Source organism: Catenibacterium sp. UBA627 (genome assembly GCF_002299355.1).
In the GTDB taxonomy this organism is placed as follows: Bacteria; Bacillota_I; Bacilli_A; order Erysipelotrichales; family Coprobacillaceae; genus Catenibacterium; species Catenibacterium mitsuoka.
The window spans coordinates 1-16539 of record NZ_DBPF01000151.1; the positions used below are offsets into that span (position 1 = coordinate 1).

At 32.7% G+C, this 16539-nt stretch carries 12 protein-coding genes; 3 read left to right on the forward strand and 9 right to left on the reverse strand.

The genetic code is table 11. The annotated features are described in order from the left end of the window. Positions 1-164: 164 nt before the first annotated feature. On the reverse strand, positions 165-2852 hold the full coding sequence (locus B2S90_RS10135; RefSeq protein WP_286697002.1) for a sigma 54-interacting transcriptional regulator: 2688 nt from the start codon (positions 2850-2852) through the stop codon (positions 165-167). A gap of 125 nt (positions 2853-2977) precedes the next feature. Between B2S90_RS10135 and rpoN the strand changes: the two genes are divergently transcribed. After that, on the forward strand, positions 2978-4204 hold the full coding sequence (gene rpoN / locus B2S90_RS10140) for an RNA polymerase factor sigma-54 (RefSeq protein ID WP_286697003.1): 1227 nt from the start codon (positions 2978-2980) through the stop codon (positions 4202-4204). 85 nt (positions 4205-4289) lie between these two features. Here the strand turns inward: rpoN and nrdD are convergent, their stop codons facing one another. The 5 genes from nrdD to B2S90_RS10165 all read right to left on the reverse strand — a co-directional run bounded on the left by nrdD (position 4290) and on the right by B2S90_RS10165 (position 10363). Continuing rightward, entirely contained in the window at positions 4290-6458 is a 2169-nt protein-coding gene (gene nrdD, locus B2S90_RS10145; protein WP_278780854.1) for an anaerobic ribonucleoside-triphosphate reductase, read from the reverse strand. A 283-nt stretch (positions 6459-6741) separates the two neighbouring features. Then, on the reverse strand, positions 6742-8178 hold the full coding sequence (locus tag B2S90_RS10150) for a 6-phospho-beta-glucosidase (RefSeq protein WP_278780855.1): 1437 nt from the start codon (positions 8176-8178) through the stop codon (positions 6742-6744). Beyond that, positions 8175-8945, reverse strand: coding sequence for an HD domain-containing protein (locus tag B2S90_RS10155; RefSeq protein WP_286697004.1), 771 nt, complete (start codon positions 8943-8945; stop codon positions 8175-8177). The genes B2S90_RS10150 and B2S90_RS10155 overlap by 4 nt, the downstream gene beginning before the upstream one ends. Beyond that, on the reverse strand, positions 8938-9699 hold the full coding sequence (aroD, locus tag B2S90_RS10160; RefSeq protein WP_278860990.1) for a type I 3-dehydroquinate dehydratase: 762 nt from the start codon (positions 9697-9699) through the stop codon (positions 8938-8940). The genes B2S90_RS10155 and aroD overlap by 8 nt, the downstream gene beginning before the upstream one ends. Beyond that, on the reverse strand, positions 9677-10363 hold the full coding sequence (locus tag B2S90_RS10165) for an alpha/beta fold hydrolase (RefSeq protein ID WP_055234370.1): 687 nt from the start codon (positions 10361-10363) through the stop codon (positions 9677-9679). Before B2S90_RS10165 ends, aroD begins: the two co-directional genes overlap by 23 nt. Positions 10364-10842: 479 nt before the next feature. Here B2S90_RS10165 and B2S90_RS10170 point away from each other — a divergent pair, with 479 nt between their 5' ends. Then, positions 10843-12306 carry a L,D-transpeptidase family protein gene (locus tag B2S90_RS10170; protein ID WP_278780858.1) on the forward strand — a complete coding sequence of 488 codons (1464 nt, stop codon included), beginning with the start codon at positions 10843-10845 and terminating at the stop codon, positions 12304-12306. A gap of 759 nt (positions 12307-13065) precedes the next feature. Here the strand turns inward: B2S90_RS10170 and B2S90_RS10175 are convergent. Further along, a complete protein-coding gene (locus B2S90_RS10175; RefSeq protein WP_055234367.1) occupies positions 13066-14583 on the reverse strand; it encodes a C40 family peptidase in 1518 nt (505 codons plus the stop codon). A 152-nt stretch (positions 14584-14735) separates the two neighbouring features. Next, complete coding sequence (locus B2S90_RS10180) at positions 14736-15890, reverse strand: MFS transporter (protein ID WP_279079445.1); 1155 nt, start codon at positions 15888-15890, stop codon at positions 14736-14738. 135 nt (positions 15891-16025) lie between these two features. Here B2S90_RS10180 and B2S90_RS10185 point away from each other — a divergent pair, with 135 nt between their 5' ends. After that, positions 16026-16328, forward strand: a complete 303-nt coding sequence (locus tag B2S90_RS10185) for a transposase family protein (RefSeq protein WP_278780860.1) — start codon at positions 16026-16028, stop codon at positions 16326-16328. Here the strand turns inward: B2S90_RS10185 and B2S90_RS10190 are convergent. Further along, positions 16318-16539: hypothetical protein (locus B2S90_RS10190; RefSeq protein ID WP_286697005.1), on the reverse strand; the 222-nt coding region annotated here is incomplete at its 5' end. The genes B2S90_RS10185 and B2S90_RS10190 overlap by 11 nt on opposite strands.

The following is a 16539-nucleotide window of genomic DNA, read 5'->3' on the forward strand; positions in this document are numbered from 1 at the left end:
CAAGCAAGCTTCGTGCCAGTTTACAGATCTTTACGCTTGATCTGTACAACCAGTTTCCACTTATACTCAAGCAAGCTTTGTGCCAGTTTACAGATCTTTACGCTTAATCTGTACAACCAACTTTCACTTATAAACAAGCAAAAAGTGTGCCAATTAATAGCACACTAATCATTTATAATATAGTTGTATATATATTCTATTTCTTCATCTGGAATCTCAACGTTGTAGTATGTCTTAACTTCTTTCATTGAGATATTTACCTGATTTATAAACTCTTGATGCTTTTCTTTAAAGTCTTGATCAGTAAAGTTTGAAATAGCTTGTCTTGTAACTAATCTTTCTACAAGACAGCAGATATGAACATATAACCCAAAGCATGTTCTATTCTTAAATCTCTTATGTAAGATATTCTGTAGATGATCAATTGCTTTCGCAACATGTTCTAGTAGTTTATCTGGATTTAATATAGTTAAGTTATTCATGACATTGGATAATGTGAAATTACGTAAGATATTCTTTTCGAATATCTCCATCTGAGCTTGAGTCATATACTTCCCAAAATATACTTCTATCGCATTCTGACCCTCATTAATAATCAATTCCTGTATACCTATATATTTCATAGATTCAATATTTGGATCAAGTGTTCCAATGACACATACAACCTCATAATCATTCATTAACTGATCATAGACCTGTTTACGTATTAAAGCAGGATAATCATAAGTAATAATCTTTAGATTAGAATCTTCAGGTAAAGAATTGAATAAGATTTCTTTGATCTTATTCGCTGTACCAACTCCTGATGCACAAGAACAGATTACAATAGGTTCTTTCTTTTTCTTAAGTTCTACATGCGTTTTATAGATGTTTTCCTTAAGAATAGAATCAATTACTTCAGTCACTGTTTTATTGAGTTTGATTCCCTGTCCTATTTCTAACGCACATTTAGTATTAATATTGTTTACTAAGGCAATATCTGCATTACTTGTATCTAATCCCTGATATATTTCTTCAAGAGAACCCATATCAACTAATAAATAAAGTTTTGAGATATTACCAACATGTGCAATGTAATCATTGATCTTTCTTGTAATAGTTTGTACATCCACATCTAACGGCATATCAATCGCATCAAATATATAACTATTCAACATTCTATTGGCTGCTTCCGCAATAGAACTTGCAGTTGAATAACCATGCGCAATAATAACCGCAATTGTAAGATCTTCACCAGAATGTGCAAAATACTTAATCATACAAATACAGATAATACATTCTACAAACTCATCAATATCCTGGTTCATATTATTCTTTAAGTAATGAGAAACTTCCTGTCCTATTTCATATTCACGATGAAATTCAAGTTTTAAATATTTCTTTAAGTTTTTTACTTCATCATAATTCTCATTGATCCAGTTATTTGTGAGATATGTATTCTTAGAGAATTCTGAGACATATGTCGCAAGTGCAATCAACTCATTATGTGAAGTCCTAAAGCCGTAATGTTCAGTGATATTATTAAATATCTTTTCTAGATAGTTTGTAAGATAATCAATTGAATCTGCACGATTATCATTAAATATAAGCTTCTCAAAATATCTATCTACAGTATTCTGTGCATTTACTGCAAATGACTGATCTCTTTTAAGACTAATTAATGATTGATAAAAATCTTTAATGATGTCCTGATCTGATACAGGAAGAAGGGTGTTAAGAGACACAAGTTTATGCTTCTTCATAATCATAGAGGAAACATCTATGCTATTTCTAATACTGTCAGGTAAATCATAAGCATGTATTTCTAACGTATCTGAATTACTTTTATATAATGCACTCACACAGCTTGCCTGAATAGTATTAGTCAGTTCACCAATATTACCTACAAATGTGTGATTCAATAACAACTCATAAACGTTAGATGAAATAAGAATTGTTTTGCCAACACGCTTCTCTTCATTCTTCAAAAAGCTATACATGAGTTCTAGTTTTTCATTTTCTCCTCTTTGTGCAAGAGATGGAATTGTAAGAATAACTGGGATACGTCTGAGGAATGTTTTTAATAATGCTTTTTGTGGTACTTCTGTTGTCGCAAATATAATTCTACATTTAGATTTATACCACTTATTATTATCACCTACTAAGTGATAGATCCCCTGGTCCATATAAAGGAATAATTTTTCCTGGCATTCAGCATTTAAACAATGCACTTCATCTAAGAATAATACACCACCATCCGCAAAATGTAATAAACCTAAGTTATCACTATCTGCACCTGTAAAAGCACCCTTCTTATAACCAAACAGATTCGCTGTGAGTAGTTCTGGGTTATTAGCATACTCTGAACAGTTCACCTGTACAAAATTCTTAGATGCATCAATTAAGCCTGTGTCTACACAATATTCATACGTAAGTTTAGCCATAAATGATTTACCCGTACCAGTTGGTCCATAAAACAACATAGGTAATCCTACTGGTGGGTAAGATACTGTTGCCTTAATCTTCTCTACAATCTGATACATGCTTTCATTAGACCCAATAAGTTTTTCAAAGTTCTTTAATTCTGTCTGATTGTTTAATTCAGCTTCCAATTCATCTAATGATTTGTATTCATCTGATGAGAGTTTCTTCTTATACTTACTTTCAAGAGAACCTCTTGAAAGATATAAAACAGGGCTTGTTTTGATTTTAATAAGTTTCTTGTCATTAAATAGTTCATTTAATAATCTAGTCACTTGATTTCTACTTAGTTTTAATTCTTTTGATAATTGGATGGATTGACATTCATCATATGAATTTTGATCCATTCTTCCATTAATCAACAACATTATTTTTTCTTTCAATGAAATCACCTCATCATTCATGATAAAACAAATAAAACTTGTGCGCAACAATCGTTATTCGTTATACTTTTCTATTAAATATCCATACATTAATTGGCACGAATTTTGCTATATAATAGTGAGGGGTGATGAATATGAAACAAAAAATGCAATATATTCAAACATTAAAACAAACATTAAAATTAAATCAAAAACTATTAAAATCGTTAGATTTCCTTACTGACAACATTGATGATATCAATAAAGTTGTTCAACAAGTATTAGAAACAAATCCTTTTTTAGAACTAAAATCACCTAAAAACTATGATACTCAGCAATTTATTGAAAGTATTTCTAATAAACGTTCTTTAAAAGATGATCTCTATTTACAATTAAGTGCATGTACTCAGCCATATAATAAAGATTTAATGGATTATTTGATTGAATCATTAGACGATAACGGATTCTTATCCTACCCTATTGATCAATATATCACTGATTTAGATATAGACAGAAAAACGCTTGATTCTCATTTAGATATATTACGTTCTTTTGAACCAAATGGTGTTGGAGCTGCTGATGCTATTGATTCAATTATCATTCAATTAAAAAATAATAATAAAACAAAAAGTTATACACTATTTAGAGATTATCAGGATATTATCTTAACTCAGAACTATTCACTTATTAAACAGAAAACAGGTTTAAAAAAAGAAGAGATAGACCATTTATTTTATGAAATACGTTCTTGTAATCCATTCCCATGTAATATGTATAGTTCATCCCAGGATGATTATATCTCACCAGATGTTTTAATAGAGGTAGAAGATTCTAATATCATAATTACTCCTATCAATCAACCTGAACTCATCGTAAATGATCTTCTTTATGAGAAGGTAAAGAATGATGAAAACATGAAATCTTATTTTAATGAGGCACATTTCTTAATTGAAAATCTCACAAAGAGAAATCAAACAGTATTATTTGTCGCAAATGCTTTAGTTGATATCCAGAGTGGTTATTTCTTATACGATGATGAATTATATCCATGTACCTTATCACAGCTTGCAAGTGAAACAGGATTCCATGAATCTACTATTTCACGTACATTAAATAATAAGTACTACAGCTTTAATGGTGAGGTTTATCCTCTTAAACAACTTCTTGTTTCTCAAACTGCTTCAGGAGATAGTAGTGATTCTATCAAAAAGGCTATTGTTGAATTAGTTGATAGTGAAGATAAAGAACATCCACTTTCAGATAATCAAATTCTAAAGAAACTAGAAGAATTAGAATTACATTGTTCACGTCGAGTCATTGTCAAGTATAGACAACAATTAAATATTCCTTCTTCTACTAAAAGAAAGATTCTTCTCAAATAAGACTGTGATTTCACAGTCTTTTTTAAATAAAAAGAGATAACCAATCACGGTTATCTCCTGAGCCCTTAATGACACAAGGCCTTTCTTAGTTATTTTCCTGATATACTCTATTGTCTAAATGTACAAAACGTTCTTTGATTTCCTGTGTACGTCCCTTATTCCAGAAGTTATCACCAAGATAACCACAAGTTCTACGACATACATTTAATGTCTTATGGTTTCTATTACCACAGTTAGGACAATACCATTCATTATTTTCATCTAATAAGATTTCTCCAGAATAACCACATTCCTGACAATAGTCAGACTTAGTATTGATTTCAGCGTACTGGATTGTTTCATACATATAGTTAATTAATTCTTTCATGGCATCAAAGTTATTTGTCATATTAGTCACTTCTACATAACTAATAGCCCCTCCAGATGAAATCTTCTGGAACTTCGCTTCAAATCCTAATTTAGAGAATGCATCAATCTGTTCTCTTACATTGACATGATAAGAGTTAGTAATATAGTCTTTATCTGTTACACCAGGCACGATACCAAATCTCTTCTTTAATGCACGTGCTAATGTATAAGTAGTAGATTCTGCTGGTGTACCATATAAGGCAAATCCTAAACCTGTATCCTTCTTCCATTTATCACATGCATTTCTTAATTTCTGCATGATTGCAAGAGCTAATGCATCGCCTTCTTCAGTAGTATGAGACTGACCAATTAATGCCACTACACATTCATATAAGCCAATATAGCCTAATGATAATGTAGAATAACAAGTATCTAATAATGAATCAATCTTTTCTCCTGGTTTTAATCTTGCTATGGCACCATACTGCCAATGAATTGGAGAAATATCTGAAAGAGTACCCTTTAAGCTTTCATGTCTTAACATTAATGCTTCATAACATAAATCTAGACGTTCATCTAGAATCTTCCAGAATGAATCCATATTCTTATTAGCTGATAAACCAACATCAGTTAAGTTAAGTGTAACTACACCCTGGTTAAAACGACCATACCACTGGTATTCACCTTTTTCATTCTTCCATGGAGATAAGAATGAACGACATCCCATACAAGGGAATACTTGTCCTTCATAGTTTTCTCTCATGATCTTTGCGCTGATGAAATCAGGCATCATACGCTTAGATACACATTTAACCGCTAAATCTGTTAAATAACGATACTGTGAATCATCAGGCACATTATTATCATCTAATACATAAAGTAATTTAGGAAATGCTGGAGTGACATAAGCACCCACAGGATTCTTCATACCGATATATCTCTGTTTTAAGATTTCTTCAATTAATAAAGCTGTTTCTTCAATATAGTCTGGTTCTTCTTTTAAATACATGAAAATAGATAAGAATGGAGCCTGACCATTTGTAGTAGAGAATGTATTGATCTGATACTGGATAGTCTGTACACCTGCTTTGATTTCTTCATGAAGACGAGACTTTGCGATCTTTTCAATCTGTTCTTCAGTATAATCAATACCTACTTCTTCGCCTTCTTTTCTTACAGCCTTTAAGTGTTTCTTATATGATACACGTACATAAGGTGCTAAATGAGAAATAGAGATTGTCTGTCCTCCATACTGACCATTAGCCACCTGCTGAACAATCTGAGTTGCAACAGTACATGCTGTCTGTAAAGACTTAGGTGTTTCAATCAATTTATCATTAATAACTGTACCATTCGCAAACATATCCTTTAAGTTTACTAGATCACAGTTATGCATCTTCTGGATATAGTAATCCATATCATGGAAATGAATAAGACCATCATCATGTGCCTGCACAATCTTTGGTGGTAATAACAAACGGCGGCAATAGTCTCTAGAGAATTCACCAGCAATCAAGTCTCTCTGAGTCGCAAGGACTGTCGCATCTTTATTAGAGTTTTCATCCATTGCTTCTTTATTAGTCTGATTGACAATACCATAAATCGCATTATCAATTGTATTCGTTTCTCTCTGGAATTCTCTTACTTTACGGTAGCCTTCATAAGCCTTGGCAGTAAGTACTTCTCCCTTTTCAATTAACTTTTCAAAAACCTGTCCTTCAATACGATAAATACTGATAGATGCTGCTCCACTTGATTTATGCCAGTCTTCAATTTCATGTGAGATTTTTGAGGCGATTTCTGGTTTCACAATACCGCTGCCATAGCGCATAGCCTTTAAAATCGCATTTTCAATCTTACTTCCATCAAAGGCTACCTTTGAGCCATCTCTCTTGATTACCTCCATGTTATTTACCCTCCTTATAAGAAAATCTATTAGGAATAACTACCTAATAGATTCTTTTCTAATTCTATATTAGTCTAAATTAGTTGGATATGCAACTAATTTGCTTGAGATAAAAAAATATCTCACCAATAATTTATTAACATGAAAAAATGTTGAATTTCTCAACGTTTTTTTAATTATTGATAAACACTAAGAATGTTTACCCTTAAACAGTATAAAAACCCACGAGCATAATGTCAAGCATTTCTCATGGGTTTCTTTTTTTCGCAATGTTGAAAGCGAATTAACCTAAATCTTCACCATTGCTAGCAACAACTTTCTTATACCAGTCAAATGAATCTTTCTTGCTTCTTTCTAGTGTACCGCTTCCATCGTTGTTACGATCCACATAAATAAATCCATAACGCTTCTTCATTTCACCTGTTGTGAAAGAGACGCAGTCAATGCAGCCCCATGGTGTATAGCCCATTAAATCTACACCATCAATTTCTACAGCTTTCTTCATCTGTTCAATATGTGCTCTTAAGTAATCTACACGATATGGGTCATGACAACTGCCATCTTCTTCCTTCTTATCAATTGCACCAAAACCATTTTCTACAATAAATAATGGTTTTTCATATCTTTCATACATCTGATTTAATGCATAACGTAAACCTTCTGGATCGATTGCCCATCCCCAGTCAGACACTTTGATATAAGGGTTTGCGACTGAATGTTCACTAGATCCATCTAATGACTTAGAAACATCAATATGTGCTGTAGAGTCTACAGTATTAGTCATGTAATAAGAGAATCCGATATAATCTACTGTACCTGCAGCTAAAGCTTCTTTATCTTCTTCAGTGATATCTAAGTTAAAGCCTTTGTTTTCAAACATCTTTAATGCATAACGTGGATAATGACCACGGCACTGCACATCACAGAAGAACCATCTCTGATGCATCATTTCAGTAGATAATACCATATCTGCTGGACGGCAAGAGAATGGATAAATAGGAACCATCGCAATCATATTACCGATTAAGAAGTTAGGATTGATTTCATGGCCAATCTTCACTGCCTTTGCACTGGCTACTAATTCATAATGACCACACTGATACATCGCTTCTTCTGGATTATCATAGTTTCCAAAATGAGCACCACTGTTAGTCCATCCGAAAATATCATTCTTATAGTTCATCTGGTTATTGATTTCATTGAAAGTCATCCAGTATTTGACTTTATTTTTATATCTCTTGAAACATACTTCTGCGAACTTTACAAAGAAATCAATAGTCTTTCTGTTCATGAATCCGCCATATTCCTTAGCAAGATGATAAGGCATTTCAAAGTGAGATAATGTGATGACTGGTTCAATACCATATTTTAATAATTCATCAAATACATCATCATAGAACTGTAAACCTTCTTCATCCGGCTGTTCTTCATCACCTAATGGGAAGATTCTTGTCCAAGCAATAGATGTTCTAAAGCATTTAAAGCCCATTTCTGCGAATAGCTTGATATCTTCCTTGTAATGATGATAGAAATCAATACCGATGTGGTTTGGATAATATAATCCTTCCTTTACTCCATCAGTAATCACACGTGGTGTTGATACGTTTCCGCCTGTCATTACATCAGCAACACTCAAACCTTTAGTAGTGTCTAATACACCACCTTCAAACTGGTGAGCTGCTAAAGCACCACCCCATAGGAAATCCTTTGGTAAACTCATTTGTATCCTCCTTTAATATACTCTAGTGCGCATTTTTCTAACGCTCGATATTTTTTTAATATCTCTAGATCTTCTATTTTTATTTTATCAAAGCTTCTTTCAATATAGTGATTTTTTTCAATATATGATTTACTTTCATCAAAATAAAGATCAAATATAAAAGCGATATAAGAAATCCACATATCTAGATGTGTTTTTCTTGTAGGAGCATAAATAAGCTGATGTTTAAAGAACTGTTGATAGACTTCATCCGTTATAGATTCTTTTCCTGCTTCCTCATAAGTAACCCCTAGTAAGACTGTATCCTTTTCTACATCTTTAACACGAAAATGATCTAATTTATCTGCATCTCTAATCATATGTATGTAAAAGAGTTCTTCTTCACTAAAGCCTTCTTCTACTTTGTATTTATTATGCTGTTCTATAGCATGTTTAATAATTGTGTCATATGTATCTTCTTCTATAAATTTTCTAATGAGCCCCTCTTCAAATAATACATGAGAAGAATACATTGCATGATCTACTGTTTCTCTATCTAGGAAAGAATGATATAAGCGAAACTGTTCAAAACGGCCTATATCATGTAATAGGCCGATTAATAGACATAAGTCCTTTTCTTCAGTTTTACCTTTCATATCACATATTTCACCCATAACATCCATTACTTTATAAGAATGCACATATTTAAGATGAATATGTGGGATAGAGAGATCATAACGATTGACATAATTATCAAATGCCTTTTTCGCATGATCTAAATTAATCATGTAGAACCTCTAATACTTTTTTCAAATCATCAAGAGGAACCTGTCCTGGTGCACTCGCATCCTTAGCTGTCGCAAAGGTCATACATGAACCAAAGTATTCGCCCATCATACGTGATAAGCGTCCTAGTTTACCCATGGACATAGTAATAATAGGTTTTCCTAAACGCTGACTTGAATAAAGAGTGGCTTCTAAAAGTGTTAATAGGTCTTCTTTACTTTCAGGCATAACAGCAAGCTTAGGTAAATCAGCCCCTAATATTTCCATCTTTTCTAGTGTTTCCTGCATATCTTCTCTTGATGGCGTTTCATCAAAATGATGTTCACTCATAATAACATGAACACCCTTCTTATGAGCATACTGAACAAGTTCCATCACAGATTCATATCCCTGCGATAACTCAATATCTACTAGATCAACATGAGCATCACAGATTGCTTTAATATAATGCATATACTCTAGAGAAGTAAGTTCTCCTTCTCCTCCTTCACTCACAGTACGGATTGTACCTAATACAAGTTTATCTGTATGTTTCTTAATTTCTTCTAATACGTTTGTCAAATGCCCTTCTTTTAATCCTTCATAGAAATCAAGCCTGATTTCTACTACATCATAATCTAAATCCTTATAAGAATCTAAAGTATCAATAATACCTTCTTTCGTTGTATCTACAATAGGAAGACAAATCTTAGGTGTTCCTTCTCCAAATACAACATTCTTTATATCTAATACATTATGCTTCGTGATGACAGGCATATAAAAACCCCCTTATTTCTCTTAATGTTTTATCATATTGGTCACCTAACAAGAAATGTGGTGAACCCTTAATCACCTTATGTACACAATAAGGCAATGATGACTGAATAAAAGTGAAATCAGAATCCTTGATGACATCATTTTCACCAGATAGTAATAAAGCTGGAATCTTGAGTTCTGATAAATAGTCTGCAGTAAAATGTGGTTCTTTCGTCATAAATGAGATGAGCTTAAAACGTATTCTAGATCTCTTATCATAGATACAGAATATCGGTAATAAAAGTAATGTCATATACATATGGAGACGATAGAACCACTTAATACCTTTTGGAGTGGCATTAGGTGAAAGAAGTACCATATGTTTTAAGCGTTCATCTTTACCTGCTAGTGTGAGTGCAATATTCGCACCATCACTAAAACCAATGACATCATAAGCCTCTAGATCTAGTTCATTTGCGACATCCATCACATCCTGAGCCATACGATCTAGCGTTAAAGGACCACTCTTAATAGATTTACCATGATAACGTGAATCCATTGCGATAAGTTGATAGTCATTTTCTAGATCTTTAACTAATTGATCATATATTTTTCTATTTTCCTGATTACCATGTAATAAGATAATCGGGTAACCATTTCCATGTACTTCATAGTATATATTCATAGCATTACCTCACTTTTTCCACATTATAGCACATATTAACTGACTATGAAAAAAAGTGACATATTAATACATTTAACACCTCATCACTATCTAGAATTAAATAGTATTGATATATACAACGTTTTTCTCATATCATACAGTACAGAAAATGTAGTAATATATTATTATTTCTTTACTATCACTTTCTGCTTCTATCAAGTATTTCCAAACTCCTTTTCAGTTCCTTTTGATTTAACTTTGGCACTTATCAACATAATTATCCCTCAGATTTTTTGTATATTCTTTGTCACTACATCCAATGTACTAGCAAACAAATTTCAATATTTTTTTACTAATTTACAAATAAATAGTTTAAAACTAATTTCTTTTGTACAAGTTATGTATTTTTAAGTCATTTCACAAATCATGATTTACCTTTTTACAAATGTTTGTTATAATCATGGAATTAGGAAAGGTAGTATAAGGGAGAGAAAGATAACATGACAGATACACAGAAAAAAAGAAAAATTATCGCGATTATTGTATCTATTTTGATAATTCTTGGATTATCAGTATTCCTCTATATTAATCATATGGGTACAGCTTATCGCGATCGCTTCTTACCGTCTACATACATCAATAATGTAAATGTAGGTAAGTTAAGTGCTGAGGATGCTGAAAAGAAGATTGCTGAAAATCAGAAGAACTACACTCTAACAATGACATTCAGAAACAAATCAACTGATACTATTTCAGCGAATGAAATCGATATGAGTTATGTTCCTGATGGACAGGTAGAAGAATTATTAAAGAAACAGGATTCATTTACATGGTTCAAGAACTACTTATTCAACCATAAAGGGAATAAGAAAACAATTCAGACCAAGGCTTCTTATGATGAAAAGAAGTTAAAGACTGTTCTTTATGAAAAAAAGCAGCTAAAGGATGAAAATCAGGTAGCACCTACAGATGCTCGTTTAAAGTATGAAAATCAGACTTTTACTGTATTGAAAGAAAAACCTGGACATACTTTAAATAAAGAAACTGTTTATGAAGCAGTAAACAAAGCAATTAGTCTTCAGAAAGAGAACTTAAACATTTCTAAAGTAAAAGATGCTTATAAGTCTCCTGATAAGACAAGTGAAACTGTTAAGAATGAAGCAGCAACATTGAATAAGTATTTAAAGACTTCTATTACTTATGAGCTACCTAATAATCAGACAGAAGTCTTAAATCATGAAAAGTTGTTGACATGGCTTGTGAAGAATGAAGATGGAACATATAGCTATAATGATGAAATCTGGAATAAGCGTATGAGAAGCTTCGTTTATACACTTGCTTCAAAAGCAAATACTGCTGGTAAGTCACGTACATTTAATGCAACTGGACTTGGTACAAGAAGTGTAAGTGGTGGTAATTACGGATATCGTATGAACCAGTCAGAAGAAATTGCAAAGATCAAAGAAGAATTAGGTGCAGGTAAGGCTGTTAAGAGAGCACCTGTATATAGCGCAAAAGAAGTATCTACTGAGAATAACGGTCTTGGTGGAAACTATATTGAAGTAGATTTATCACGTCAGCATTTATGGATTTATAAGAATGGTCAGTGTGTACTTCAATCTGATTGTGTATCAGGTAAGATGACACGTGATCGTTATACTCCTGCTGGTACATATTATATTTATTCTAAAGAACGTAATAGAGTATTAAGAGGTACTAAGGATCCTGTAACTGGTAAGTATCCTTATGAATCTCCTGTAAGTTATTGGATGCCATTCAATAGAGGTATTGGATTCCATGATGCAAACTGGAGAAATAAATTCGGTGGCAACCTTTATGTCAATGGTGGTTCTCATGGTTGTGTTAACTTACCTGTAGGTTTTGCAGGAACTATGTATAATACAATTACGACTGGTATGCCTGTTGTTGTTTATTATTCACAAGGCTATACATTGAATGGATAAAAAAAATGAGTCATACACAACGTGTATGACTTTTTTTCTGCCCTTATATCACCATATTTTCGACCTTTTTCTATTCTTGTTCTTTTTTAGACTATATGATATTAAGAATAGCAGGAGGTACCTATGAATCAAATTATTGAACATCGTACACTTAGCAAAAAAGAGAAAATAATCCTTACTAAACATTGAATCAAAGTATGTAGAAACTGATCCAGACAAAGTTGTTTTTATTGCTGAACCTTTTATCTAAAAAAAGTAGAAGAAAACCCCACCTCAATATAAAATATAGGCGCTATCCTTAACTCACTTAATTATCCCATGATTGATTTATTCAAAGAAAACATTATTGCATCTTTTGACAAGACTCTTATCATTTATCCACAGGATAGTATCAAATAGCTTTTAGTCATGAGAGTGCTGATTTCTATGAGATTCTCAATCAATTTGAATATTCCAGAGATATCACATTATTAAGATAATTAAGTATATATGATCTAATAGATTTCCTAGAACAGGATAATCTAACAGAAAAGGAATATATCACTTTCTTTAGTTCTTTAACAGCTATATAGATTGTTTCTATCCTGAAACTTATTATTCAAAAACTAGACATATTCCTATAACAAGCATCTATAGATGATCTAATCAATGAATTAGATACATCAATCACATATCAAGAAATACTATCACACTATATCACAACAGAAGTTCTCCATACTTATCATCAATGTAAAAAAAAGAAGGTTCTTTTGAACCTTCTTATCTTCTACCTGCACCTGCATAGTGTGATGAATAATATCCACTATTAAGTGATGAAACAACAACACCAGTCTTAGAGTTAGCAGCATGAATGAACTGACCGCCACCAATATAGATTCCTACATGTGAGATACCTGATTTATAAGTTCCAGCGAAGAATACTAAGTCACCAGCAGTTAAGCCTGATTTAGATACTCTTGTTGTTCCACTATACTGACCTGCAGCAGTTCTTGGTAATGATTTACCATTCTTGCTGTAAACCCAAGATGTAAATCCTGAGCAGTCAAATACTGTTGGTCCAGAAGCACCCATACGATATGCACAGCCAAGTCTTGAACGAGCAGTTCCAACGATACCACCCTGTGCAGCGCCTCCGCCAAGACCACCGAAGTTATAACCTGTACCTCTGTTGCCTCTGTTATTTCTGATCTTTACAACTGGTGCAGCAGATACATTGATCTTTGCACTTGTTTCAGATCTATTACCAGCATTATCTGTTACTCTGTAGTAAACACGATAAGAACCAGATCTTGCTGTATTCACATTACCAGATACTTCAACCTTACCAGTTACATCACCATCTAAGTTATCAATAGCTGATGCTAAGTTAGACTTAGGATCAAATGAAGTACCATATTTTACATCTACATTATCACTCTTTAAAGTGATAACTGGTCCAGCCTTATCAGCAACCTTCACTTCATAATCATTTGAAGTCTTGTTTCCTGAACTATCAGTTGCAGTCACTTTGATTGGCTGTACTGTAGTCATATTCTTAGTATCTACAGTTCCTTCTACAGTCACTGTCGGATTAACATCATAGTTATCCTTTACTTCAACGAAGTTATTGATATCAAATGCATCACCGTAGTTAACAGTAATATCACCAGTCTTTAAGTTCATTTCTGGAGCAGTTGTATCACCAACATTGAATGTAAAGTCTTTTTCTGCTTTATTACCTGCGTTATCTTCAACAGTTGCATGGATGACCTGTTCACCAAGAACTTTAGTATCTAAGTTATGATCAAAAGTAATGAAGTCAGATACATCACCATCCACATTATCAGTTGCTTTGATGTACTGTTTTAAATCATTGTTGCCGTTTGCCTCAACATCAATAACATAACCATCATTATTTACTGATTCTAATGCAGGTGCTTCTGTATCAACAACTTTAACTTCAACTTCTTTAGTTGTTTTGTTGTTGAATGCATCCTTTACAGTTACATTCACTTTATATGTTCCAATCTGATCTTTCTGATAAGCATGATCATTAATTTCAGTCTTGATAACACTTACTGTATCTCTATTATCTGATACAGTGAAATCACTTGCTTTTAATTCTGTACCATAAGGTACTACTAGTTTATTTGAATGAACAACAGGCGCTGTTCTATCAGCTGCTGCATAACCTACTAATGCAAATGCTGAAATAGCGACTACTGGAATAAACATTGTCTTCTGAGTTTTAATACGATTTATCATGAAATCTACAACTTCTTTAGTCTTCTTATCCATGTAATCCACTCCCTTTCTTTTCGACAATGATTATTATATCACTCTATACAAAAAAATAAAGAACTTTCTTAAGAAATTATTAAGAAGTTTAAAAAAGAGCCGATTATATCAGCTCTTTTTTAATTAAGAATTATTTAATAATGTTGTAAGATTTATGATTCTAAGCGCTTTTTTTCTTTAAAAGTTAAGGATAAAACAAAAGCGATTACAATTAATACGGATAAAAACAAATAGAATGGTGTCATTGTAGAGAAGCTATCAATCAGTTTTCCACCAATTAACTGAACGACTGCAGCACCAATTCCTCTACCTACTGTAGCCTGTAAGCCAAAAGCTGTAGAGACATACTTATCTTCTACAATTTCCATGATTAATCTTACTGTAATCATAGTAAAGAGAATAGTAGATAAGCCTTTGAATACAAATACTGCCACAATTAAATTTGGATTAGGTAATGTTGCATACCAGACAAAGTTAACTATAGACATGACACATGCAAAGAGCATGATATGTTTATATGAGAACTTCTTAATAATAAAGTCGGTTGCAAGTATGGCAGGTACTTCAAAGAGTGTTGCAAATAACTGGTATGTACCTACCATAGATGCTGTTCCACCGACTGATTTAATAAATACTGAGATATATGTAAAATTAGCTGTACAAGCGCCCCAGAAGAAAAAAGAGACTAATAGGAATATAATGTACTGTTTATTCTTAAAGAGGCTCTTATAGGCTTCTTTTGAGCTATATTCTACTTTTGTTTCTGTCTGCACTACTTCTGGATCATTGACTCTTAGGATACAGATAAGAACTGTTATTGTACCAAAGAGGAAAATAACGAAGATAGAAATAGGTGCAATCACATCATAAACTAAACCACATAACTGAGCACTAATGGCATAACCAACAGAACCCCATAATCTGATCTTTCCAAAGTCATAAGGTGAAGAAACACCAATTCTGTCCGTTAATGGTGTCACTGCATTAAATAAGGCAAGAATAGAAGCACTAGTAATTAATAGAATAATTAGCTGACGTGAGAACATAAAAATCACGTTCATTACTACTGTAATAAATAATGCCACTAAAGATACTTTTTTAGGTGAACGGAAGCGGTCTGCCAATGTTCCTAGATAAGGCTGGGCAAAGATTGAGAATAATGGTGCTGATGAAGTAATAAGTGATATTTGTTGTGCATTAAAGTGAATATCACTTAAATATAAAGCAAGCATTGCATTGTAACATGCAAATGCGAAATAAAAGAAAAATGATGTACCAGCATGATACAAATAGCTGTTCTTTTTCATAAGGTTCCCTCCAACGAGTTTCATTATAACTGTATATTAAAAAAAATCTTCAATTTTTCATATAATGTAAGGGAATTGCAAAAAAGCCTAACTCAATGAGTTAGACTCGTTTATCAAAAACATGTCCTGGATCGAATGCTAGCACATAGAATACACTGCCACAGTCCACTCCAAATAAGACAAGTTTCTCTTTATTATATCACACTTAAGAGAACCATTATCTCCTGTCCAGAATGCGGCAGTAGAATGAATATTAAGGACTATAGAAAATGTAAAGTCATGCATAACATGATAAGAGACAAGAACACTTCTCTAACACTTAAAAAGAGAAGATTAGTATGTCCTCAATGTAATAAGGTAGTGACAGAGGAAAACCCTTTTACAGAGAAAAGTCATAGCAGATTATCTCAAACCTTAAAAATGGAAATCATGAATTAAAATCCGCTCGGATTATTACAAAATCGTTCATGTTCTTTAGTGCTGGTATTGTGTTAAAGAGCAAGTTTATAATCTTACTTCTACTTGCATATTCAATCTTAAACACTTTATCTAAACGCTTCTTCAAATAATGACAAATAAAATTTTCAGCCGATAATTTAGGATAATGGTAACTGACTACTCCCACGGGCAAGCCCGTGGGGTTCTGATT